The organism is Mucilaginibacter corticis, assembly GCF_007558865.1.
Lineage (GTDB): Bacteria > Bacteroidota > Bacteroidia > Sphingobacteriales > Sphingobacteriaceae > Mucilaginibacter > Mucilaginibacter corticis.
Map to the genome: position 1 here is coordinate 662375 of NZ_VLPK01000001.1, position 26421 is coordinate 688795.

Below are 26421 nucleotides of genomic sequence, written 5' to 3' on the forward strand. Positions count from 1 at the left end.
AGCCCCGCATCTCTGATAGTCACTTACCTTAAATCAGTAAAATAGAAATCGCCGGTAAAACTTAAATTAATATTTTCCGATATTTGCCGCGCCCATCTAAACTATTCAATTATGGCCAGACTAAATCTATTGGAAGAAACCAGGTACGAAAAACTACCGGTAACCGTTTATGCAAACCCTGCTGCCGGCGCTGTAGCTGTAGCGCAACGTATTGCTGCCCTTATCCGCAGTAAACAAGCCGATGGCGAAAAGACCGTGCTTGGCCTGGCTACCGGTGTTACCCCAATTGCTGTTTATGCCGAGTTAATAAGGCTGCACAAAGAAGAGGGTTTGAGCTTTAAAAATGTGGTCACCTTTAACCTGGATGAATATTATCCTATGCAGCCCGGTTCTGTACAGAGCTATGTGCTGTTTATGAACCAAAACCTGTTTGACCATATTGATATAGACCGCGATAACATTCATATTCCGGACGGCACACTGGCCGAAGATGAAATAGCTGCTTTTTGCCTTAACTACGAACGCCAAATTGAAGAATTAGGTGGGCTTGACCTGCAAGTTTTAGGGATAGGGCGTACCGGCCACATTGGCTTTAATGAGCCGGGATCGGCACCAAATTCGGGTACACGTTTAGTAACCCTTGATGACCTGACCCGAACCGATGCCGCCCGCGATTTTGGTGGCAAGGAAAATGTGCCTACCAAAGCCATCACCATGGGCGTAGGCACCATATTTAAAGCGCGCGAAATTATTTTGATGGCCTGGAGCAAGAAAAAAGCGCCCATCATTAAAAAGGCTGTCGAGGGAGAGATCTCCGGCGATGTGCCGGCTACCTTCCTGCAATTGTCTGACAATGTAGAATTTATATTAGATGAGCCTGCCGCATCAGAACTTACCCGCTTTGATACACCTTGGCTGGTAAAAGATTGTATTTGGGATAATGACCTGAAAAAGAAAGCGGTGATATGGCTGGCAGGCAAGGTTAACAAACCTATCCTTAAATTAATTGACGAAGATTATAACAACAATGGCATGGCGCAACTTGCAACAGAGCAAGGGCCGGTTTACCAGATCAACATAGATATTTTCAGTCAGATACAGCATACCATAACCGGCTGGCCCGGCGGCAAACCAAATGCCGACGACAGCCACCGGCCAGAGCGTGCACAACCTGCTAAGAAACGTGCGGTAATATTCTCGCCACACCCTGATGATGATGTAATATCTATGGGTGGTACGTTTATCCGCCTGGTTGACCAGGGGCATGATGTGCACGTGGCTTATCAGACATCAGGCAACACAGCCGTTTGGGACGATGATGTATTACGCTACGTAGAATTTGCTATTGATTTTAATAAAAGCATAAACGACGACAGCACCAAGCTGCAGGGCATACATAATGACATGCGGGCGTTCTTTGCTAAAAAACAGCCTAATCAAATTGATGCCCCTGAAGTACGTGCAGTAAAAGGCTTTATCCGAAAAAGTGAAGCCATTGCAGGTGCGCGTTATGCGGGCTTGCATGACGACCATATCCATTTTATGGCGCTGCCATTCTATGAAACAGGCAAGGTCAGTAAAAATTCGGTAAGCCAGATTGATGTGCAAATGACTGTTGACCTGCTGCAAAAAATAAAACCTCACCAGATTTTTGCCGCAGGTGATTTTGCCGATCCGCATGGTACGCACATTGTCTGCTTTAACATCATATTAGCCGCGTTAAACCAGCTTAAAGAAACCGAAGACTGGGTAAAAGACTGCTGGCTGTGGATGTACCGCGGTGCCTGGTTTGAATTTGCTACGCACGAAATTGAAATGGCGGTACCCTTATCGCCTGATGAGGTATTGCGCAAGCGCTACGCCATATTTAAGCATCAGTCGCAAAAAGACCCTGCCGTTTTCCCGGGAGAAGACTCACGCGAGTTTTGGGTACGTGCCGAGGACCGCAACCGCGAAACCGCCGAAAGCTATGACCAATTGGGCTTTGCAGAATACGCGGCAATGGAAGCATTTAAAAGGTATTTTTATTAGGATTTTGATAGAGACGCAATGTATTGCGTCTCTACCGACGTAACTCCGCTGTTCGAAGTCTCTGACTTCGAACTACTATGCAAATAGTCTTTAGACTATTGATTAATAAAATCCATAATGTAGTCGCAGACTACAGGCATAATCGTCCAATTTGCAAACTTCGGACAGCGAAAATCATCCAAAACTTACCTCTGTAACTTGTTTGTAGCAGTCGCCGGTTTGTTACAAAAATGACCATGCTTATCGGCAGTTGCCAAGGTCTTAGATTGTAAATTTACATTGAAATTAACACATCTAAAACCATGAAAAAGCCTTATTTAATTACGCTTATATTAGCGTTAAGCACCTTATTTGCACAAGCCCAAAACAGTACACCGCATCATTCGCAGCCTGACAGTCTTATCAAATTAATACCTGTCGGCGAAGGTAACCATTCATCCTATTTATACACTATTGGCGGCAAACTGCAAACTCCCGAAGATGTTAAGATGAAAATATTGGCCTATGCACCATCAGCCCTGGAATATCGCGCGGCTAAAAAAAGCGCGGTGTGGAGTTGGGTATCTTTGGGCGGTTTCGCTGCATCGGGCACAGCCGCAACCATTGAATACGCCACCCACAATAAAAGCGCGGGCGAAACAATTGGTGTTGTTAACGGTAAACCGGAGTTCATCTATCAGCACCATAACCTTACCGGCGCATATATTTTTACAGGATTAGCCAGCGCGTTCCTGGTATCTACAGTAATAAATTTTGTTAAGGCAGCCAGGCATGGTAAAAAGTCCATAAAATTATATAATGCGCAATATGAATAAGCAGAAATCGCATATCCAGAACAGCGCTTTTCGGCCGTTGTTGGTGTTATCAGGTAACTATATAACTGTCAGAACAAGCCTATCAAAAAGTTAGGTAACAAAAATTATTGAAGTCTCGTAAAACATAATGGCCGTACAGATATAATTTTTTGCCAATCCCCATGCCCGTCATTAGTGACGGGCTTTTTTCTTATCTAACGTTCGGCAATACAATCAATAAGTATAAATGTTAGAAGTAAATGCCCCGTCAGTATCGCGCATAAAGGGCATTCCCCATTATTTTACCCCCGCTGTTCGAAGTCTCTGACTTCGAACTATTATGCAAATAGTCTTTAGACTATTGATTAATAAAATTCACAATGTGGTTGCAAAATACAGGCATAATCGTCCGATTTGCAAACTTCGGATAGCGAAATAGTTGTCATATAATCCTGCATTTTGCACCTTAGCATAGAATAATTACTTTAGGCGATTATAAATCGCCATGCCGAAAAAAGTAAGATCATCCTCACAAACTTCACGCCTCCTATCGCTCGATGTATTTCGCGGGGCAACTGTGGCAGCTATGATACTGGTTAATGATCCCGGCGACTGGGAGCATATTTACGCGCCGCTTGAACACTCCAAATGGAACGGCTGTACCCCTACCGACCTGATATTTCCGTTCTTTTTGTTTATCGTTGGGGTATCTATAGTTTACGCCATGGAGCGCAAGGCGCTTAACCCGGCCAACCACGCCAAAATGTTGTGGACTGCATTGCGCCGCGGCGTAGTGCTGATCGCTATCAGCTTGGCTATACAACTGATATTGCATCCCGGTTTTGAGCACCTGCGTTTCCCCGGGGTGTTGCAGCGCATTGGCGTAGTATTTTTTATTTGTACGGTGTTGTATCTAAAAGCATCGCAAAAAGTGCGCGACTGGCTGTTTGCAATTTTATTGATTGGCTACTACCTGCTGATGACTTTTGTACCCGTACCTGATACCGGCGTAGCCAGCCTGATACCCGAAACCAATATGGGTGCCTGGGTTGACCGCATGGTTTTTACAACCAATCATCTCTGGAACGAATCGCACACCTGGGACCCTGAAGGCTTATTGGGCACATTGCCTGCTATTGCCACCGGCTTGTTCGGCATCCGCGTGGGCAACTGGTTAAAACGCCCCAATCGTGAGGATAGCGTTAAGGTAAGCTGGATGTTTATCTACGGCGTATTGGCCGTGGTTGCAGGCCTGATCTGGGATCTGTTCTTCCCCATCAATAAAGCACTTTGGACAAGCTCATTTGTGTTATTTGCCGGCGGCTGGGCAACCATCGCGCTAGCATTTTCTTACTGGATAATTGATGTGCAGGGGCATACGCATTTCACAAAATTCTTCTTGCCGTTTGGCGCTAATGCCATTACGGCTTACGTGTTGTCAGATTTTGTTCCGCATTACATCAACAAGATCCGGATCGGCGGCTCGTCGCTATACCAGATCCTTTTTCAGCCCTATTATTCGCCAAACAATGCCTCTGTTGCCAGCGCTGTTGTAATGACGCTGCTTATTTGGGTACTGATGTGGATACTGTACGTCCGCAAGATCATCATCAAGGTATAAGTTGATGTTAAAGTATTAAAAATTAGCTTATAAATAATTTTTAACTAACCTTTGCGTTTTTGCATCTTAGCGAAAATATTTTCCAGGTACTAAACATGAATTTTAAAAAGACCATTTTTTTATGGGCTGTAACCGCACTTGTTACAACAGGCGGCGCGTTTGCCCAGGTTAAAAAGAAAACTGCCGCGCCTGCTGCACGTAAAACCGCCGCGGGCGGTAAACAACAGGCAAAAGCAGCAGCGCCAAATGTATTGACCATTGACCCAAACGTTAAGACCGGCAAATTACCAAATGGGCTTACTTATTATATCCGCGCTAACAGTCAGCCTAAAGGCAAAGCGCAATTAGTATTGGTAAACAAAGTGGGTTCTGTAATAGAGACCGATGCGCAACGCGGCCTGGCAAACTTTATACAGCACATGGCATTTAAAGGTACCCGCGATTTTTCAAAGAGCCAGTTGAATAGCTACCTTACCAAGCTGGGCAATCCGTTTGGCCCTGATACCAGTGCCTTTACAACTTATGATGAAACCGTTTATCAGATAGCCGTACCAGCAGATGCCAAAGAGCTGAACAATGGCTTTAACCTGCTGGCTAACTGGGCGGCGCGCATAACGTTTGATCCCGCTGCCGTAAATACCGAAAAAGATCTGCTTGCCGCTAAAGCTGCAGCAGGCGGCACAGCCGACGATCGTTTACAATTGCAAACTTTACCTGTGGTACTAAATTCGCAATATGGTAACAGGTTACCTATCGGGACAGAAAGTGCTATAAAAACATTTACAGCTGCTACCGCTAAAGGCTTTTATACAGAATGGTACCGGCCCGATCTGCAGGCTATCGTCGCCGTTGGCGATTTTGATCCGAAACAGGTAGAGGAAATGATAAGAAATAACTTTGGCACATTAAAAAATCCTGTACCAGAGAAACCGCTGCCACAATACACAACACCTGCAACGCCGGGCACAACGGTTAAGGTAGTTACCGAAAAAGGTTTCCCGTACACACTTTTCCAAATTATTGTAAAACATCCGCAAACTATAGTAAAAACACCATCGGATATTTTGCAATCTATCCGCATCAATATATTTAACCAGATAATTGGCGCGCGTATCACTGATCTTACAAAGATCCCATCGGCCCCGATAACTTATGGGCAATCATCTTACACCGAATTTACCGGAAAACAGGATGTTTTCTCAACTGTTGCTGCAACAAACGGCCCACAAGGCCTGGAAGCCGCGGTAAAAGCCGTTACTTCCGAATTAGAACGGGCACGCAAGTTTGGTTTCACCATAACAGAGCTTGAACGGGCCAAGCAAAGCGCGCTTGAACGGATGTCCGGCGAGTATAGTGCAAAAAACAATATACCATCGGGCAACTTTGCCGGCGCTTATGAGCATAATTTTTTAACCAAACAGGCAATCCCGGGTATTGATTATGAGTACAATTACTATGTTAACAACATAGGCAAAATAAGTGTTGAAGAAATGAACGCGCTGGCTGCCCGTTTGATCACCGACCAAAACCGCGTGATCTTGTTAGAAGCTCCGGATGCTGAAAAAGACAAGTTGCCATCAGAGCAAACTTTGCTAAAATGGATGACAGAAGCCAGTAATGGTCTGACGGCGTATGTTGATGAAAGCGAAACACCGTTTATGGCGACAAGGCCAAAATCCGGGCAAGTTGCCGCCTTAAAAACAGACAGCGTAATAGGCGTGGCAAATGTTACCCTTAACAATGGTGTAAAAGTAATTTTAAAACCTACCCGGTTTGCACAAAATCAGATCTTGATCTCGGCTTATAGCCCGGGCGGTACCTCACTGGCAAGCGACCAGGATTTCGTATCGGCAAATTTTGCAGCGCAGGTTATCGGCAACAGTGGTGTGGGGTCATTTAACCAGACACAGGTTGTTAAGATGATGCGCGACAAATCTTTTAGCATCACCCCATACATCGGCGACGTAACTCAGGGTGTTTCGGGCTACTCGGTTCCGGGAGATCTTGAATCGGCTATGCAGATGTTAAACCTTTATTTTACCAATCCGCGTAAAGACGCCGATGTATGGCAAAGCTATATCAGCAAAGCAAAAGCCGGTCTGACCAGAAGTAAATATGATCCTGCTGTAATATACCAGGATACCGTACAGGCAGTGTTAAATGGTTATGCCCCACGCGCCATGCCGTTAACTGAAGAACAGTTAAATGCCGCCAGTCTTGACAAAGCCTACAGCTTTTTTAAAGACCGCTTTGCCGATGCCAGCAACTTCACCTTTACTTTTACAGGTAACTTTACCGTAAATGAAATAGTGCCTTATATAGCTACCTACCTGGGTAGCCTGCCGGCCTCGCATAATGCAGAAACGTTTAAAAACTTAGGCCTTCGCCCACCTGCCGGGCAAATCACCAAAACTGTTTACAAGGGCACCAATGATAAAGCTACTATACAGTTGATATACAATGGCAGCTATGATTTTAACGAAGCCAACAATATTCAATTAGATGGTTTAGAAGAGATCCTGAACATCCGCCTTGTTGATTCGCTTAAAGAAGGAAATGGCATCTACTCGCCAAACGTACAGGTAAGCTATGTTAAAAATCCCGAGGGAAGATATAAAGTTACCATAGGCTTTTTAGCCGATGCCAATAATGTAGACAAAGCTGTAGCCACCATGGTGGGCGAAATAAACAAGATCAAGCAGAACGGCCCTGTATCAAAAGATGTTCAGTTATTTATTGCACGCGATGCACGTAACAGGCAGGCGCAGTTTAAGCAAAACTCATTTTGGGAAGTTTCATTAAATACAACGTCGCAAAATCAACAGGACCCAGACAAGTTGCTGACCCGCATACAGGAGCTTAGCCAGGTAACCGATCAAAGTATTAAAGATACAGCCAATAAATATTTAGGCAATAACTTAATAAAAGCCATACTGATGCCTGAGAAGAAATAATCAGGTATTTATCAGACAAACTAAAAAGTCCTGCCCTCAAAACGGCAGGACTTTTTTATTTCAATCACAAAACATTTATTATTTTGTTAGTTGAATAATGATAACGCCCGGGCAAAAGGTTATACAGCAATGGTACAAGCAAAAAAACTGGCACCAGTTTCCGTTTCAAAAGGAAATGGAGACGGTTTATTTAGCCGGATTTTCGGGCTTGCTTAATGCACCTACCGGCAGCGGTAAAACCTTCGCGCTGTTTCTGCCTTTCCTTGCTGATTTTATCAACAAGCATCCCGACTATAAAACCCGACAGAACAATGGCCTGCAAATGCTTTGGATAACCCCGTTGCGGGCACTGACCAACGATATTCGCAAAGCGATGCAGGAGGTCTGCGACGATCTGCAGATTCCCTGGAAAATAGCTACCCGCACCGGCGATACCCCTGCTGCAGAAAAAGCTGCCCTGAAAAAGAAACTGCCCGAAGTACTGCTCACCACCCCCGAAAGCCTGCACCTGATGCTGGCGCAAAAAGAATACCCTAAGATCTTTCAAAGCCTGCAGGTTTTAGTGGTAGACGAATGGCATGAACTACTGGGCACAAAACGGGGAGTGCAGGTGGAGTTGGGATTGTCCCGCCTCAAGGCCCTTGGGGCAGTGGGCGGTGAGCAGTTTTCAGTTGGCAGTTCTCAGGTTGCAGTAGGCAGACAGTCTGCAGTGGGCAGTAGGCAGTTAGCAGATAGCAATGACTATGAAAAAAGCCAACTGGAAACTGCCAACTGGAAACTGCCAACTGAAAACTGCCAACTAAAAATCTGGGGTATCAGCGCCACTATAGGCAACTTAGAGCAAGCAGCAGAGGTGCTGTTAGGTACCGACTTCCCCCCGGATAAAATCAAAATGGTGCGGGCCAATGTGGATAAGAAACTGGTTATCGAGTCTATCATCCCGGAGAATATCGAAAACTACTCCTGGGCCGGGCATATCGGTTTAAAACTGCTGCCGCAGGTGATGGAGATCGTGGCCAAAAGCAAGACCACGCTGATATTTACTAATACACGGTCGCAGTCGGAGATCTGGTACCATGCTATTTTAGACAACTACCCCGAATATGCCGGCATCATGGCCATGCACCATGGCTCGCTGGATAACGAGCTGCGTAACTGGGTTGAACAGGCCCTGCACGCCGAAGCGCTGAAGGTAGTGGTCTGTACCTCGAGCCTTGATTTGGGTGTAGATTTCAGGCCGGTTGATACCGTGATACAGGTGGGCAGCCCCAAGGGGGTCGCAAGATTTATGCAGCGCGCAGGGCGCAGCGGACACCATCCCGGCGCGGTATCAAAAGCCTATTTTGTACCGACGCATTCGCTTGAACTCCTTGAAGGCGCGGCACTGAAGCAAGCCATAAAACAAGGCATTTTTGAAAGCCGCGACCCTATGCTGCTGGCTATGGACGTATTGATCCAGTATATGGTTACGCTGGCCGTGTCAGACGGTTTCAGGGCAGACGAGTTATATAACGAAGTTATCACTACCTATGCCTTTGCCGACCTGCGCCGAAACGAGTATAATCAACTACTGGATTTTATTACCAATGGCGGCAAAACACTGGCACAGTACGACGAGTTTTTAAAAGTAGAAGTAGAGAACGGTTTGTTTAAAGTATTTAGCCGGCGCGTGGCCATGCGGCACCGCCTAAGCATCGGTACCATAACCAGCGAGATGAGCATCAGGGTTAAATGGCTGAGTGGCGGCAGTTTGGGTACGGTAGAAGAATCATTCATATCAAAACTAAAGCCCGGCAATACCTTTTGGTTTGCGGGGCGCAGCCTTGAATTTGTAAGGATAAAGGAAATGACCGCCTACGTCAAAAAATCGAACGCCAAGAAAGGTATGATCCCCAGTTGGAACGGCGGGCGCATGCCCTTATCATCGCAGCTATCAGCAGTGTTCAGGGACAAACTGGACGAGGTGGCCCATGGCATTGAGAAAGATATTGAAGTGATTGCCTTAAAACCACTATTCAATCTGCAGCAGGAACTATCACACCTGCCGCAGAGCCATGAGTTTTTGATCGAATCGTTCAAGTCGCGCGAAGGGCATCACCTGTTGTTTTATCCTTTTGAGGGGCGGCTGGTGCATGAGGGTATGGCTTCGTTACTGGCTTACCGTATTTCGCGCGTTAGGCCTGCCAGCTTTTCCATTGCCATGAATGATTATGGCTTTGAGTTATTAACCGATGAGGACGTGCCTATTGAACAGGTACTGGAAGACGCGGATTTTTTTTCGATAGACAACCTGCTGGAAGACATCCAGCATAGCCTGAACGCCAATGAGATGGCACGCCGTCGGTTCAGGGATATAGCCCATATTGGCGGACTGGTTTTTACCGGCTATCCCGGCCAGCAGGTAAAGAACAAGCATTTGCAGGCATCATCATCGTTATTGTTTGATGTGTTTAGCGAGTATGAACCGGATAACCTGTTGGTGCGCCAGGCCTATAACGAAGCGCTGGCTTTCCAGCTAGAAGAGTTCAGGCTGCGCGCGGCTTTGCAACGCATTGCCAAACAAAACATCATCCTTAAAGTGATAGAGCGCCCCACCCCCTTCGCGTTCCCGATCATGGTAGACAGCCTGGGCCGCGAGCGACTAACTACCGAAAGCCTGGAAGACCGCATAGCTAAAATGGCCCGCCAATACGGCGCCGAAGGTGTTGCCGGTAATGAAAATAAAAAGGTGCGTAAGGTTGGCGTAACCAGGAAGAAAGGTTTTTAAGCACTGCAGGTGATCCACATGAGAATATGAACCACTTGAATCACCATTTTTAGTTAAATATCTGATAGCAAATGCTTTGACAAACAAAATCGGCAATGCACTATGTGTATTTAATTTAAAGAAATTACGCTATCGCTTCATTAAAATAAACAATCTCCTAACATAATATTGACAAAAGCATTACACCGCAATAATGTTATGTTTACCCCAACGCCCGTTGTTTGCATAGAATAAAACACAGAAAAACCTTCATTTCCATGAAACAAACCTTTCCCTTTTTAAACATGCGTGCGGTTGCAGCTGTTGCTTCAGTCGCTCTTTTAAGCGCCACATTTGTTGGCTGTAAGAAAGACAAGGGCTCAACTACCCCGGTTAAAAACTCTATTAACGATGTAAAACACGTAGTTGTAATTTATATGGAGAACCACAGCTTTGACAACCTTTACGGTTCGTTCTCAGGCGCTAATGGTTTATCAAACGCAACCGCTGCCAACACCACTCAGGTTGACGCTACCGGAACACCGTACACCGTTTTACCGGCCATCCCTAATTCGCCGGCATTCCCTACCAACCTGCCTAACACTTATTTCAACATCGATCAGTATGCTGCCAATAACGTGTTAACACAGGATGTATTACATCGTTATTACCAGGAGCAAATGCAGATCGATGGTGGTAAAATGGATAAATACTCTGCGTACAATACCTCATTCGGTTTAACACAAGGTTACTATAAAACCAGTTTATTGCCTATGTTGCCATTCGCTCAGAAATATGTGCTTTGCGATAACTTTTACCACAGCGCATTTGGCGGATCATTCCTGAACCACCAATGGCTTATCGCTGCAGCAAGCCCTACTTTTCAAAATGCACCTGCAAGTATGGTAGCAGTATTAAATGCTGATGGTTCAGTTAAAACCGACGGAGCTGTTACTCCTGACGGCTTCGTGGTTAACACAAGCTACACCGTTAACGCGCCTCACCCGGCAACTGCTGTAGTGGCAAACCTTGTTCCTAACCAAACCAATCCAACTATTGGCGACAGGTTAAGCGACAAAAACATTTCATGGGCCTGGTATTCAGGTGGCTGGAATGACGCGCTTGCAGGTAATCCTGATCCGCTTTTCCAGTTTCATCACCAGCCGTTTGCTTACTTTGCAAAATATGCAGATGGCACACAAGCTAAAAAAGATCACTTAAAAGACGAAATTGATTTTATTGCTGCTGCTAAAGCAGGTACATTACCGGCTGTATCATTTGTTAAGCCTATTGGTAAATATAATGAGCACCCGGGCTATGCTAATCTGGCTGATGGCGAGAACCACGCTGTTGAACTGATCAATGACGTATTAAACGGCCCTAATGGTAAAGACGCGGTTATTATTGTTACTTATGATGAAAACGGTGGTTTCTGGGATCACGTTGCTCCGCCAAAAATTGATGCTAAATGGGGTCCGGGTACACGTGTTCCGGCTATCATAGTTTCTCCGTTTGCAAAAACAAGCTATGTTGACCATACACAATATGAAACCGTTAGTATCCTTTCTTTCATAGAAAAAAGATGGGATTTAGCGCCGCTTGCTACACGCGATAAAAACGCAAACCCGTTAAACAACGCGTTTAATTTCTAATAAAACATACAACCTGAAAGCTTTAGCAACAGGTTAAATATGAATACAAAAGGGAGTGGCCAAATAGCCGCTCCCTTTATGCGTTTTTGCAGGATTGGCCTCAAAACTATCCCAAAAGCCCGATGCAGATAATTATTTAATGAAGAAACTTGTTTTTATACCCTTACTGATCTTTGTTGTTACAGGATACACTATCTACTCCTGTAAAAAAAGTATCGCGCCCGAAAAAGCCATCGCCCAAACTGTGGCTGCACAGATTGATGACTTTATTGATGCTACGGGCAAACTGCTGGATAGAGCGCAAAGCGGCAATGCCGATGAAAAAGCTTTACAGAATCAGTTTCTGCAACTGCGCCTTAACTATAAAAAATTTGAATGGGCTGCAGAATACTTTAATTCGGGCGTAGCACGGTTTATCAATGGTCCGCCGGTGCAGGAGGTTGAAGTAGCCGACGGTGCGATATTTGAGCCTGCCGGCTTACAGGTTGTTGAGGGGTACCTTTTCCCCAAATATAATCCTGCTAATAAGAAGGATCTTATCGCTCAAATAAAAACACTGCAGGACAACGCACGTAAGATCAAGCCATTTTATACCAATATAGATATGTTTGACTGGCAGGTATTTGATGCCGGTAAGCAGGAAATTTTCAGGATACTGGCGTTGGGTATAACCGGCTTTGATAACCCGCTTACGCTTAAAAGCTCGGAAGAGAGTATAGCAGCCCTGAATGGCGTAAAAGCGGCTATGGCTTATTATGAGGATAACGCCGGCGATGAAAACCTGTCTGCAGAGTTTACCGCGGCGGCTAAGTATTTAGCCGAAAACACCGATTTTAACGGGTTTGATCGTGCCGCGTTTATTACAAAATACGGCAACCCCATTACCACCGGGATCACCGATCTGCAAAACAAGCTGAACATTCATGGCGCGACTTATAACCGCCTGCTAAAAATGGATGCGAAGACCCTTTTTGATAAAGACGCTTTCAACGTAAATGCCTACGCGCCTGATTTTAACTCGTTTGTTACCGAAAAGAAAACGGCTTTAGGCCGGCTGCTGTTTTCTGATCCCATTTTATCAGGCAATGGCAAAAGAAGCTGCCAAAGCTGCCACCAGCCGGATAAGGCCTTTACAGACGGATTGGTGAAGAACATCGTCATAGATGGCAATAAGCCGGTAAAAAGAAACACGCCTACGTTACTGAACGCGGCGCTGCAATCATCGCAATTTTATGACTTGAGGGCGGCTACCTTAGAGGACCAGGCGCTTAGCGTGGTACAGAACAAAGACGAGATGCATGGCTCGATGAAAGCCGCCGCTCAACGCCTTTGGGAAAACAAAAGCTACAGGCAGCTATTTACAGATGCCTTTAAAACTAAAAACCGTACCGGCATAGATACGCTTGAAGTAATGAACGCCATCGGGTCATACGTGCGCAGCCTTGTATCATTAAACAGCCGGTTTGACCAGTATATGCGTGGTAATAAAGCGGCCTTAAACCAGGAAGAAATTAACGGGTTCAATATATTTATGGGCAAGGCCAAATGCGCCACCTGTCATTATATGCCGCTGTTTAACGGGGCTTTCCCGCCAATGTATATTTTGAATGAGAGCGAAGTAATTGGCGTACCGCAAACCATTGCTAAAACAGCCATCGATACCGATATGGGCAGGTATAATATCCTGAAGACAAATTCATTTAAGCACGCGTTCAAGATCTCGACCGTACGCAATGCCGCCCTTACAGCGCCGTATATGCACAACGGTGTTTTTACCACGCTTGAGCAGGTGATGGATTTTTACAATAAAGGCGGCGGCGCGGGCTTAGGCTATAAAGTGGATAACCAAACCCTATCGCCCGATAAATTAAACTTAACGGATAAAGAAAGTAAAGAAGTGATAGCGTTTATAAAAGCGCTAAACCAGGGTAGTTAGCAAGCAAGATCATATACCTTCAAAAAAGAAAGCCCGGTAAATCGCCGGGCTTTCTTTTAAATATTATTTTTTTAATATTTAATTATATGTTTGCATATAATCTACTACACCTATAGTCTTTATATAATATGAAAACATTAAGATTTTCCAGCGCGATAGTTTTACTTGCCGTACTTGCAACGTCCGTTATAGCATGGCGCAATAAACCTGTACATCCGGGTCATAAACAAGTACAACCGAAACGCCCCAATATCATCCTGATCTTATCTGATGATATGGGATATTCTGACCTTGGCTGTTATGGCGGCGAGGCCCAAACGCCCAATTTAGACCAACTAGCCAAAGAAGGTCTACGTTATACGCAATTTTACAACACGGCAAGGTGCTGCCCGTCACGCGCGTCATTAATGACAGGTTTAGACCCGCACCAGGCCAACATGGGCTGGATGACCTCGGAAGATTTTAAACTACCCGGCTACCGCGGCGACCTGAGTCATAACGCGGTTACGATTGCCGAAGTTTTAAAATCGGCAGGTTATGCAACATATATGACGGGTAAGTGGCACTTAAACCTTGACCCATCCCTAAACAACGCCAGCAAAGAGAACTGGCCGCTGCAGCGCGGGTTCGACCATTATTACGGTATCATCTTAGGTGCCGCAAATTATTATGATCCGGGTTATTTATGCCGTGATAATACCCAAATCAACACAACCAACGACCCTGAATACAAACCTGCCAACTACTATTTTACCGATGCTGTATCAGACAACTCGGTGAAATATCTTAAAGAAGTTGATAAGCAAAAGCCATTCTTTATGTACGTGGCCTACACAGCGGCACACTGGCCAATGCAGGCACCCGAAGCTGCAATTGCCAAATACAAAGGCCGTTTTGATAAAGGCTGGGAAGCTTTGCGTAAAGAGCGTATTGAGCGCATGAAAAAGTTAGGCGTTATCAAACAAGACGAAGACCTGTCGCCGTTTGATGGTAAACCATGGGCAGACGAAAAAGAGAAACCTGCCCTACTGCGCCGCATGGAAACTTATGCAGCTATGATCGATATTATGGACCAGGGTATCGGCCGCATCATCAAACAACTAAAAGCTAACGGGCAGTATGATAACACGCTGATCTTCTTCTTACAGGATAACGGCGCCTGTGCCGAAATTATAGGCGATGGCGAAACCAAACCCATAGCCCCCGATCCTGCTCATGTGCGCAAGCTAACGCCTGAATCTTTGATCTACTCGAATAAACCGGTTACCACCCGCGATGGTAAACTGGTAATGCAGGGCCGTAAAGTAATGGCCGGTCCGGCGGATACTTATGTATCTTACATGCAGGAATGGGCAAACGTATCAACCACGCCTTTGCGCAAGTTTAAACACTATGTGCATGAGGGCGGTATTTCTACCCCGCTGATCGTACATTGGCCTGATGGCTTAAAAGCTAAAGGCGAGTTACGCGCGCAAGCGGGCCATGAAATGGACATCATGCCAACCATACTGGACATTACCAAAACGCCATACCCTAAAACCTTTAACCAGCATGACATTACCCCGGTTGAGGGTATAAGCCTGGTGCCAAGCTTTGAGAACAAGCCCCTGCAGCGCGAGGCAATTTACTGGGACCATGAAATGAACAAAGCCGTCCGTATGGGTAACTGGAAACTGGTAAGCGAGGCCGATCTGAATTTTAAAGCTAAAACCTATACATCGGCACCATGGGAACTATATGATATCAGCACCGACCGCAGCGAGTTGAACAATGTGGCGGACAAACACCCCGACCTGGTTAAAAAGATGAATGATATGTGGGAGGCCTACGCCAAACGGTGCCAGGTATACCCATCACCGTGGACGAAATTGAATTAGGTTTACGGATGATAAATGAATGTCATCTGGCTCATGTGAGTGTGAGCCAGATGAGTCAGTGTTTTTGGCCAACTTATTTAAAATAAGTGGCTTGCAAAAAACAGATGAGCCAAAATGAGCCAAATCATTTCCTTTGGTTGTCAATATATTCGAAAGCACGCTGCAATGCATTGTCTGCAGTTGTTTGGATGTCGGGAATTACGCCGTGCCAGTCCTGCTCAGCAGCACCTGCGTTATAATATAGTTTGCTAGATATAACGAGTTTAAGCTTTGAGTTAGGCAAATATACCGGGACAATGTCGCCGTAGCTTTTAACAAGTCCGCCGGTTTCTTCGCCAATGATAATTCCTCTTTTATAATATTTGAAACACTGTGCAAAATCAGCAGCCGACGAATAGGTTTCAATATTGGTTAACAAGATAACCTGGCCATTATAGCGCAATGGATTTTTGCGGATAGCTATTTTATCACAATACACTGTGTCAACCGACCCATTAGGTTTAGCCAATATAGTTTTGTCTGCATCGCTAAATACTTTTCCTTTACTATGGTCGCGCAAGCGATTCTTTAAAGGTTCGCTGTTTTTTTCAAGTATTTTGGCATACTGGGTAAAGGGTGTATCTAAAAGGTATTGAAAAAACTCATCACCTATATCAGAATCGCCGCCCCCATTGTCAATCAGGTTAATGATAAGATGCTGAATGTTTTTTTCTTTCAGTTGTTTGAAAGTCGTGTCCATAAATTGAGGAAAGCCCTCCCAATCAAAACTTTTGAAATTGATAAGTGCGGTTTTATTTTTCGTCAAAAATTTTGCTGAATAAATCGGCTCAGCCTTTTCATTGGTTGCTTTTTCGTTTTTGTGCAGTGCATCAAGTCTCGATTTACGTAACCCATGTATGGTTACAGTTTTAGCCGTTCCACGTATTTTATATTTAATGTGGTAAATTCCATCCAATTTATAAAGGGCCTCGAGATAAAAATCAAATTTCGAAGCACCAAACTCAGCCCTGAATAAACGGTTTTCGCCGGTATTCACATTAACAATATCATTAACTATTGTTTGTGCCGGTATAGTATTGATACTGATAATCTCAGCCCCTGCAGGTAACTGTGATTGTATAACAGACGAAGCACTTTTGCAAGTTATAAAAGGCTTTTTAGTAGACAATTTAACATTATAAGGAAATATAAAAGGATCTGAATCATAGTAATCAACGGGGAACGCCAGGTCCGTGTGTCCGTCTTCCAGATGCCCTAATAATGACTCTATCCGAAGGTAAAGGTCAATTTTATTAAGGCTTCCGGTAAAGCCTGATTTAACAAGTTCGATGTCTTTTAAAAATTTATTTTTAGGGTATCGGTAAAAAGGATTTGGGTGCACATCTTGCAAGTATTTAACCAGGCTGTCAATATCCTGGCGCATTTCCGCCGGTGTATATTTTGTTTGCGCAAAAGAGATGCTGGAAAGCAAAACGAAAAGCGTTGCAAGGAAAATTTTTTTAGTCATAGGTAAGGTCTACGGTTATAAAGATATAATTTAAACCGAACCGACACAAGTCAAGCATTTACCCAATCCTTCCCGCTAAGACTTGCGCTATGTTAGGTTGATGACATTTTTTTCAGATCGGTTTATTACCCAATTTGAACACCATTTTTCCAATAAGTTTGACTTGTCACATTACCATTTTTATCCCATTCGGTAAATGTGCCTTCAAGTTTATTAAACCAAATGGTATACTCTTCTTCTATTTGACCTGAGGAATAAAAAAGTCGCTGAACACCTCCGATATGACCATCCGTAAACTCGGACTCACCGACTACAATCCCGTCAACAGTTTCCCGAATCATACCTGTTAACGGAAAGCCTTTGTAGTAGTATATAATTCCTCCACCAGAGTCTGTTCCTCTCTGTTGAACATCATCATATGTTACGATTAAACCCATTCTACCTTGAGCTCTCCACCGTATAAACAAAGCTATCGGCTTTGTAAAAACCAACGTTGTATTCAATGGGGCGTTCGCCGTGGTCGTATACAAAACGCTTGCGGAACAGCACCGGGCTGCCTGTGGGTATTTGTAATTTGTTGGCTATAAAACCATCGGCGGCTTTGGCGCTGATCTCTTCTTTAGATAGTGTGGCAATTACCGAATGCTCATGCTCCAGCATTTCATACAAGGGCATTTTAAAATCTTCCTCGCCGGTTAAACCTACCCTTGGGTGAAAGTAGGATACAAAATACACAAATGGCTCATCGGGCTTGCCGCGCAGTTTTTCCATTTTCAGCACCTGGCGTTCGGCTTTTATTTCAAAAAAATCGGCCACCTCATCATCAGGCAAAACCCATGACACCTGCGTTTCAAAGTTTTTTATGGTGATGCCACGCAGCTTCATTTCCTGCGAAAAGCTAAGCCAATTGTTCGATTTCGAGCTGACCACACTTTTGGCAACCTTGGTACCACTACGCTTTTTGCGCACCAGCAATCCTTCAAAAACCAGTTTATTGATAGCCTGCCTTAATGTTGAGCGCGATATGGCAAGCACCTTGGCCAGTTCTATCTCGTTAGGGAAAACTTTACCGTTCTGGTATTCTTCCTCACTGATCATATTACGCAACAATTGCTCGGCCTGGGCGTGCAGCGGGATTGGACTTTTATGATCTATGGCGTGGCGCATGTTCTGTAATAATTTACAATAATAAGTTTTTGCGTGATTTGGTTGATAAAAAATAATTTATATGTTTGTACATATTATAAACAAACCAGCCAAATATTAATTTTTCATGTATAAATATCCCCTAACCCAATATTTACAAGTGGCAAATAATATGTACATACATTACAACATTTAAAATGAATAATTCTTCTGCCTTTTCCCCGGATACCCTAACCCCATTGCGTAAAACAACGCAGTATTTAATGCCGCCCAAACTAGCTGATTTTAACGATGGCGAGTTTTACAATATCTACCCCGTCACCAAACTCGCCGCAGGCAAAATATTTAACGGCTATGCCTCATTAGCACAATGGATCATCTCACAAAAAACTGTGGTTATTGAAGGCTATGCAGGTGTTCTATGGGATTTGGTAAAAGATGCCTTACAGGCAGAGATCGAATCCGCGGAACTAAAAGTAAACTTTATTGAAAGCGCCAATTACCTAAAAACATCCGCAGAAATTGAAGAATTGGTACAGTCATTTTTAGGTACGTCAACGTCGGTATGGGGCACAAAATGTACGCTTGAGTTAAAAGATCTGTATAACATGGATCGACTTACCGCGCAACAACCTGATCACAAATACGACATTAATATAATAATAGGCACAGGGGCCACGCTGGCCAACTGGAATGCGCCGATAATTTATATCGATGTACCTAAAAACGAGATCCAGTTCAGGATGCGGGCAGGTGCGGTAACCAATTTGGGCAGCAATAAACTACAGGAACCCGCACAGATGTACAAACGCATGTATTTTGTTGACTGGGTATTATGCAGCACGTTAAAGAAAAACATCCTTAATCAAATCAGCATCATTGCCGACGGGCAATGGGGCACGGATATCAACTGGATGTTTAAAAATGATTTTATCGATGGCTTAAACAAAATCAGCCGGTCCGTTATCCGTGTGCGCCCATGGTTTGAGCCGGGCGCATGGGGCGGGCAATGGATCAAAGAACGCATCCCGGGCTTAAACAAAGACGCGGTCAATTATGCCTGGTCGTTCGAGCTGATCGTACCTGAAAACGGCCTCGTATTTAAAAGCGATGATAATCTATTAGAGGTATCTTTCGATTACCTGATGTTCAACAACAATCAACAGGTATTGGGCGATCACGCGACTACCTTTGGCGACGAGTTCCCTATCCGCTTTGACTTTTTAGATACTTATGATGGCGGCAACTTATCTATCCAGTGCCATCCGCATTTAAAATATATTCAGGATAACTTCGGCGAAACCATTACTCAGGACGAAACCTATTATATCCTTGATTGCAAGCCTGACGCGCAGGTGTACCTTGGTTTCCAGGAAAGCATTGAGCCTGTCGCATTTAAAGAAGCATTGGTAAGCAGTCAGCAAAACAATGTGGCGTTAACTATTACCGACTACGTACAATCGCACACCGCCAAAAAGCACGATCTGTTCCTGATCCCTAACGGCACCATCCATAGCGCCGGGGCTAACAATTTGGTATTGGAGATCAGCGCAACACCTTACATTTTCACTTTTAAAATGTACGACTGGCTGCGTCTTGATCTTGACGGTAACCCTCGCCCAATAAATATCGATCATGCCTTTAACAACCTGGTGTTCGACCGTAAAGGCGACAAGGTACAGCAAGAACTGATCTCAAAACCGGCGGTGATTGAAAGCGGCGATAATTACCAACTCATCCACCTGCCAACACACGCCGAGCATTTTTATGATGTGCACCGTGTAGATTTTGACGGCACAGTAAGCATTGAGAACAACAACAATTGCCACGTAATGATGCTGGTCGAAGGTAATAAAGTATTACTGGAAACGGCCGATGGCACCCAACATGTATTTGCCTATGCCGAAACATTTGTAGTGCCTGCGGCGGCACAAAATTACACGCTTACCAATTTGGGTAACAGCAAGGCAAGGGTTATAAAAGCATTTTTAAAAGATCTATAAATGACAACAGAAACAACAAAACAAAGCGGCACCTACCTGTATTTGGTTTGCCTGGTAGCCGCGCTTGGCGGGTTTTTATTCGGGTTTGATACTGCGGTAATATCCGGTACGGTAAGCCTGGTAAAAAAAGATTTCAACCTTGATGTATTGCACGAGGGCTGGTTTGTAAGTTGCGCTTTGCTGGGCTGCATCATCGGTGTAAGTATCTCGGGTAAATTGAGCGACAAATACGGCCGTAAAATTATCCTGATCCTGTCGGCAGTATTGTTTTTCGCGTCCGCCTTGGGTTGTATGCTGTCAGGTTCATTTACCCAGTTGATCACCTTCCGCCTTATCGGCGGCCTGGGTATTGGCGTAGCATCAATGGTATCGCCATTGTATATCTCCGAGTTTTCGCCGTCAAGGTACCGGGGCATGATGGTATCTTTATACCAACTGGCATTGACCATCGGCATCGTACTCTCCTATTTCTCTAACGCTTACCTGGCCAATCATGTAGGCGACACCTTCAGCAGCGATGCTCTCCATAAGATCTTTTCGGCCGAGGTGTGGCGCGCCATGCTGGGTTTGGGTACAATCCCTGCGGGGATATTTTTGCTGTCGCTATTTTTAGTGCCCGAGTCGCCGCGCTGGTTATTATTGCAGGGGCAGGAAATTAAAGCCACCAATATTTTGGTAAAGATCGACGGCTGCGATGCCGCGACGAATGAAATAAAAGCATTTAAAGAAACCCAAAGCGCCGAACAGGATACTGACCTGAAAGAACTGTTTAAGCCGGTTTACCGCAAGGCTCTCTGGATAGGTTTGCTGCTACCCTTCCTCTCGCAAGTGTGCGGTATCAATGCCGTTATTTATTACGGCCCAAGAATTTTAGAACAGGCAGGTTTTACCCTGAATAGCGCCCTGGGCGGGCAGGTTACCATAGGCCTGGTAAACGTAGTATTTACTTTTGTAGCCATTTTTACGGTTGATAAATGGGGCCGTCGCCCGCTGTTGTTTGTGGGGATAGGCGGCGCGGTACTGGCATTACTCATAATTGGGGTGTTGTTTGCGTTGGGTATCACATCCGGCCCGTGGATCCTGATATTTATCTTGTTGTTTATTGCCTGTTTCGCGTTTTCATTCGGGCCGGTTTGCTGGGTGGTTATCGGCGAGATCTTCCCTAACGCCATCCGCGGCAAAGCCATGGCATTGGCTACCCTATCGTTATGGATAGCCAATTTTTTGGTGGGACAATTAACGCCCTTAATGTTAGAGGACCTGGGCTCATCCTTCACCTTTTGGATCTTCGCCATTTGCTGTTCGCCGGCCTTATGGATCACCTGGAAACTCATCCCCGAAACCAAGGGCCGGTCACTTGAAAATATAGATAACTATTGGAAAGAAAATTATAAAGGCGCTCATTAATCATAACATAGCTCATGAAAACAGCCATCAGATCAGGTTTTGCTATCGCGATATCTTTTGTATCCGCAGGAAAATTAATGGCACAGGACCTGCTAAAATATGTAGATCCTAACATTGGCACGGCGCATAGCCGCTGGTTCTTTTACACCCCCGCCGCGGTGCCTTACGGCATGGCAAAGCTGGCGCCGTCAACCAACGGGCATTACGGCAATCCAAGCGGCTGGGAGGCTGTTGGTTATGATACCCGCCATAATTCGATAGAAGGTTTTGTACATTTCCACGAGTGGCAGGTGGGCGGCGTGAGCGTGATGCCTGCAACAGGCGAGCTAAAAGTAAAACCCGGCGAACTGGAAAAACCCGGCAGCGGTTACCGGTCGCATTTCGACCGTAAAAATCAAATAGCCCAGCCCGGCTATTACAAAGTATTACTGGATGATTATCACATAACTGCCGAACTAACGGCTACCAAACACGTAGGTTTTCACCGGTATACATTTCCTAAAAATGACCGGTCGCGTTTAATCTTTGATATCGGCAATACCCAGGGCGAAAGCGGCGACGTTACCGACGCGGGCGTTAAAATGACCGATGCCACCCATTTTGAAGGTTATGTTGTCACCTATCCAAAATATGTAAAGAAGTATGACGAGGACGGCAAGGTAGCCATGTATTTTTATGGCGAGGTGAGTAAAAAGCCCTTGTCGGTTGGTTCATTCACGGCAGAAGGGATAAAAGAAAACACAAATTCGGCAAAAGGAAAAGGCGCGGGTTTGTACCTTAATTACAAGACCCAACAAAACGAAGCTATTGAGTTAAAGATCGGCTTATCTTATACTTCGATTGCTAATGCCAAAATAAATTTATCTGCCGAAGCCACCGGGCTAACCTTCGAAAAAGCAAAACAACAGGCCCAGGCCACCTGGCGCGCCGAACTTGGCAAAATTGCCGTTCAGGGCACTGATCACAACAGTAAAGTTAAATTTTATACCGGCCTGTTTCATGCCTTGTTGGGCAGGGGCATTGCCAATGATGTAAATGGCTCATTCCCTAAACATGACGGTACCATTGGTGTGTTGCCGAAAGACAAGCAGGGTAAATTCAGCTACAACTTTTACAATACCGATGCCATCTGGGGCGCTTACTGGAACCTTACGCAACTTTGGGCGCTGTCTTACCCAAGCCATTATAATGATTATGTACATACCCAATTAGAGATCTATAAAGAGCGCGGCTGGTTTGGTGATGGTATTGCCAACAGTAATTTCGTATCGGGCGTGGGTACTAACATGGTTGGGCTGGCTATTGCCGGGGCTTACCAAACCGGCATCCGCGATTACGATACGCAACTGGCCTACAAGGCTATCCGTGCCAATGAACTGGATGGCAAAAACCGTAAGGTTGGTTCAGGCAAAATGGATGTGGAGGCATTTGTTAAATATGGCTATTCGCCATTTATAGATGGAGATAAGACCGACTCGACAGGCTCGCAATTCTCGGCATCGCATACTTTAGAGTATAGCTTCAGCGCCTTTGCTGCCGCGCAAATGGCCAAAAGCATGGGTAAAACGGCCGATTATCAACTGCTCATTAAAAACTCTAACGGCTGGCAGTATATCTTTGATAAGGACCAAAAACTGATGCGCCCAAAACGGGCCGACGGCAAATTTATAGACAAGTTTGACCCTAACGAACCATGGCGTGGTTTCCAGGAAGGTAATGCCATTCAGTACACTTTTTTTGTCCCGCAAAACCCTAAGGGCTTGATAGAGGCTACCGGCAAGGACGAGTTTAATAAACGCCTGAATGAAATTTTTGAAGCATCGGAAAAAGATGGCTTTAGCGGTGGTAAAACCATTAACGCGTTTGCCGGCATCAAATCGCTTTACAACCAGGGCAATCAGCCGTGTTTGCATGAAAGCTGGTTGTTCAACTTCTCGGGCAAACCATGGCTCACCCAAAAATGGACCCGCGCAATCTGCGATGAATTTTATGGCGTAGAACCCATTCACGGCTATGGCTATGGCCAGGATGAGGACCAGGGGCAACTGGGCTCATGGTACGTAATGAGCACCCTCGGCATCTTCGATGTAAAAGGCTTTACCGACCTGAAACCGATTGTTGAGTTAAGCAGCCCGGTATTTAACAATGCAGCCATTACTTTGGGCGATGGTAAAAAGCTTACCATACAGGCAATCAATAATTCAAAAACCAATGTTTATATCCAGTCGGCCACGTTTAACGGCAAACCGCTAAGCAACTGCTGGCTGTACCGTGATGAGTTGATGCGGGGCGGTAAGTTGGTGTTTACTATGGGTAGCAAGCCAAATACTAACTGGGGTGTTAAGGTTGCGCCGCCTTCGGTGCAGTAGGGTAAAGAAAAGGATGGAGGGGTGTCACCCTGAGGCCCTCGAAGGGTGAGCGTAGGCCTTTGCCCGCATGTTTCGAGAGCCTCAACACGACACCCTTATGTGCTCTACAACCTATCCAACCTAAAATACCCCAAATGCACCTCATCCTCCGGCAAGCCGGGCGACGGAGTTATTTCAATATGGTATTTAGCTTTTTGGACGGGCGATAACATTTCGGCTATTTCATAAAGATCATCCACGTCAATGCCGTATTTATCATCGATGTGCGCCCGGGCTTCGTTGGTGTCAACGGTGGTACTTGTTTTAAAGAAGACCGTGTTCTTGGCATCCTGTATGGCCTGTGCCCGGTTTTTTCTGACACTTAAGATCACGTGGTGCTGCTCTTCAAGTTTCCCGGCCTGGTAACCGCCGAGATTGATAAAGAACAACCGCTCTTCTGTTTGGATATTGGTTTCATCTTTCGGCACAACATTTATCCGGTAGCCATCGACATTAGCAACTTCGCGATAACCATCGATATGGATATTACCTGCCGCGCCGCGCCAGAATTTTTTAATATCAGGTACCAGTTCTTTGAGTTCAGTAGCTATCCCAAAGAAAAAATCATGCTGCTCAACATGCCGGCCCGGCGCTTTTGAGCCTAATAGCAGCATATAGAGTTTTAGCGGTTTTGATGGCTGGTCATTCATATGCTAAAAGTATTAAAAAAATAGTGACTGATAACTTCTATAGGCACCTCATAAAAATTAAATGTACTAATGTTTTATGCAAACGTTACCAATGTAACATATTCAAAACATTGACCCGTAAATTTATTTTTATACTCAATATTACCGTAATTGCCCACTGATTACTTATTTAAGCGTCCCCGTAATGAAACTATTTTACCTACTTGCAACTACCGTTTTATTAGTAAATGCAGACTTAAGCTTTGCACAGACAAGCGGCATAACTTCCGGCGGTATCTATTCGCTAAAGTCAAAGTCAAGCGGTAAAATGTTGGATGTAAGTAATGCCTCGGTTGATAATGGCGCTGCGATAGACGGCTGGACCGATACCAAAACCGATGCAGAGCGCTGGATAGTAAAACTCATCAGCAAAAACACTTACACCCTCACCAATGTGGGCAGCGGTAAACTGTTACACGCAGGTGCCAGCCCTGCCGATTCTGTCAAAGCAGACCAGGCCGATACCAACAGCGATGATGTTAAATGGGTGATTAAAAAAGCCGGCAGCGGCGCTTATTTTTTGCAGTCGGCAGCTAACCCGGCCTTTGCCCTTAATCTAGGCGTGGGCGCGGTAGATGGCGCTAAAGTTACCTTTGCCAAAGCCGGCAATGCAGATGCACAAAAATGGATCTTTAAAAAAGAAATAGCGCAGGAAACTGCCCCTACACTCGCCACCGCCGAAAAAGCTTTTGACGATTGGTACAACGGCTACAAAGTTGAAACCCTTAAAGGCTTCTGGGGCCAGGCCGAAATGATGGAAGTAGTGCTTGACGCTTACGAGGTAACCAAAGACCCTAAATACAAAAGTAAATTTGACGCCCTGTACACCAACTTTATCCAAAAGAATAAAGAGGACTGGATGTACAACAATTACAATGACGATATTTCATGGGCGGTGCTGTTTTGCGTACGCGGCTACCTGCTTACCGGCAACAAAACCTACCTTGCAAAAGCAAAGGACCAGTATGATAAAATGTATGCCCGCGCTTTTAGCAATACCTACGGCGGTGGTTTGATCTGGTTCCAGACCAAGACATCAAAAAACTCGTGCATTGAAGGTCCAGCCATGGTAGCGGCCTGTTACCTGGCACAAGCCACCGGCGACAAAACTTATTATGATAAAGCCATTGCTTTGTACAGCTGGTCTAAGATCTATTTATTCGACCCGGCTACGGGCAAGGTGAATGACAATGTGGACCTGAACAAGAAAAGTGAAAAACTGAGGATCAGTAACTGGAGTTCCACCTATAACCAGGGCACTTTTATGGGCGCCGCGGTAATGCTGTATAACTATACCAAAGAATATACTTATTTGGACGAGGCCGAAAAGATAGCCCAATACAGCCGCGATGTGATGTTTAAAGGCAAAGTGATGGATAACGAAGACGGCGGCGATGACCTGCCCGGTTTTAAAGGCATATTTGCCCGTTACGCGCATAAATACACGGTAGAAACCGGTAAAACTGAACTGGTAGACTGGCTGGCCCTAAACGCTAAAGTAGCTTACAATAATCGTAACTCTGCCGGTATTATCCATACCAAATGGGCAACCCGTACAACAGAGGACGCGGCAAAACCAAAAGGCAGCTTCGGCGCGTCGACAGCAGTATCATTGCTGATCAATTCTTATTCGTTAAAGAAATAGATAGA

16 protein-coding genes are annotated in these 26421 nt (G+C 45.1%); 12 read left to right on the top strand and 4 right to left on the bottom strand.

Features of this window, described 5'->3' with window-relative positions; all coding sequences use genetic code 11:
• Positions 1 to 111: 111 nt before the first annotated feature.
• From nagB to FO440_RS02935, 8 genes are all read left to right on the top strand, one after another.
• Entirely contained in the window at positions 112 to 2031 is a 1920-nt protein-coding gene (gene nagB / locus FO440_RS02900) for a glucosamine-6-phosphate deaminase (protein ID WP_144246721.1), read from the top strand.
• Positions 2032 to 2333: 302 nt separating this feature from the next.
• Positions 2334 to 2846: a hypothetical protein gene (locus FO440_RS02905; protein WP_144246722.1), complete on the top strand. Its 513-nt coding sequence runs from the start codon at positions 2334 to 2336 to the stop codon at positions 2844 to 2846.
• Between the two features lie 484 nt (positions 2847 to 3330).
• On the top strand, positions 3331 to 4446 hold the full coding sequence (locus FO440_RS02910; protein ID WP_144246723.1) for an acyltransferase family protein: 1116 nt from the start codon (positions 3331 to 3333) through the stop codon (positions 4444 to 4446).
• A 95-nt stretch (positions 4447 to 4541) separates the two neighbouring features.
• Positions 4542 to 7400 carry a M16 family metallopeptidase gene (locus FO440_RS02915; protein ID WP_144246724.1) on the top strand — a complete coding sequence of 953 codons (2859 nt, stop codon included), beginning with the start codon at positions 4542 to 4544 and terminating at the stop codon, positions 7398 to 7400.
• Positions 7401 to 7497: 97 nt separating this feature from the next.
• Entirely contained in the window at positions 7498 to 10167 is a 2670-nt protein-coding gene (locus FO440_RS02920) for a ligase-associated DNA damage response DEXH box helicase (protein ID WP_144246725.1), read from the top strand.
• 257 nt (positions 10168 to 10424) lie between these two features.
• The gene (acpA, locus tag FO440_RS02925) at positions 10425 to 11798 is read left to right on the top strand and encodes an acid phosphatase (protein WP_246104162.1); all 1374 of its coding nucleotides are present in this window, start codon (positions 10425 to 10427) and stop codon (positions 11796 to 11798) included.
• A 139-nt stretch (positions 11799 to 11937) separates the two neighbouring features.
• Entirely contained in the window at positions 11938 to 13734 is a 1797-nt protein-coding gene (locus FO440_RS02930; RefSeq protein ID WP_144246726.1) for a cytochrome-c peroxidase, read from the top strand.
• 128 nt (positions 13735 to 13862) lie between these two features.
• Complete coding sequence (locus FO440_RS02935) at positions 13863 to 15611, top strand: arylsulfatase (RefSeq protein WP_144246727.1); 1749 nt, start codon at positions 13863 to 13865, stop codon at positions 15609 to 15611.
• 124 nt (positions 15612 to 15735) lie between these two features.
• Here FO440_RS02935 and FO440_RS02940 read toward each other — a convergent pair whose 3' ends face one another.
• The 3 genes from FO440_RS02940 to FO440_RS02950 all read right to left on the bottom strand — a co-directional run bounded on the left by FO440_RS02940 (position 15736) and on the right by FO440_RS02950 (position 18285).
• Complete coding sequence (locus FO440_RS02940; RefSeq protein WP_144246728.1) at positions 15736 to 17118, bottom strand: S41 family peptidase; 1383 nt, start codon at positions 17116 to 17118, stop codon at positions 15736 to 15738.
• A 125-nt stretch (positions 17119 to 17243) separates the two neighbouring features.
• A complete protein-coding gene (locus FO440_RS02945; RefSeq protein WP_144248188.1) occupies positions 17244 to 17555 on the bottom strand; it encodes a toxin-antitoxin system YwqK family antitoxin in 312 nt (103 codons plus the stop codon).
• A 1-nt stretch (position 17556) separates the two neighbouring features.
• The gene (locus tag FO440_RS02950) at positions 17557 to 18285 is read right to left on the bottom strand and encodes a GntR family transcriptional regulator (protein WP_144246729.1); all 729 of its coding nucleotides are present in this window, start codon (positions 18283 to 18285) and stop codon (positions 17557 to 17559) included.
• A 176-nt stretch (positions 18286 to 18461) separates the two neighbouring features.
• On the opposite strand from FO440_RS02950, the gene FO440_RS02955 reads away from it, so the two are divergent.
• From FO440_RS02955 to FO440_RS02965, 3 genes are read left to right on the top strand one after another with little or no spacing between them, the layout of a single operon-like run.
• Positions 18462 to 20267, top strand: a complete 1806-nt coding sequence (locus FO440_RS02955) for a class I mannose-6-phosphate isomerase (RefSeq protein WP_144246730.1) — start codon at positions 18462 to 18464, stop codon at positions 20265 to 20267.
• Positions 20268 to 21674 carry a sugar porter family MFS transporter gene (locus FO440_RS02960; protein ID WP_144246731.1) on the top strand — a complete coding sequence of 469 codons (1407 nt, stop codon included), beginning with the start codon at positions 20268 to 20270 and terminating at the stop codon, positions 21672 to 21674.
• Positions 21675 to 21688: 14 nt separating this feature from the next.
• Positions 21689 to 24043 (top strand): GH92 family glycosyl hydrolase, encoded by a 2355-nt coding sequence (locus FO440_RS02965; RefSeq protein WP_144246732.1) that lies wholly within the window; start codon positions 21689 to 21691, stop codon positions 24041 to 24043.
• Between the two features lie 104 nt (positions 24044 to 24147).
• Here the strand turns inward: FO440_RS02965 and FO440_RS02970 are convergent, their stop codons facing one another.
• Positions 24148 to 24732 (bottom strand): DUF1543 domain-containing protein, encoded by a 585-nt coding sequence (locus FO440_RS02970; RefSeq protein ID WP_144246733.1) that lies wholly within the window; start codon positions 24730 to 24732, stop codon positions 24148 to 24150.
• A gap of 184 nt (positions 24733 to 24916) precedes the next feature.
• Here FO440_RS02970 and FO440_RS02975 point away from each other — a divergent pair, with 184 nt between their 5' ends.
• Positions 24917 to 26416: a glycoside hydrolase family 76 protein gene (locus FO440_RS02975; RefSeq protein ID WP_144246734.1), complete on the top strand. Its 1500-nt coding sequence runs from the start codon at positions 24917 to 24919 to the stop codon at positions 26414 to 26416.
• Positions 26417 to 26421: the final 5 nt, after the last annotated feature.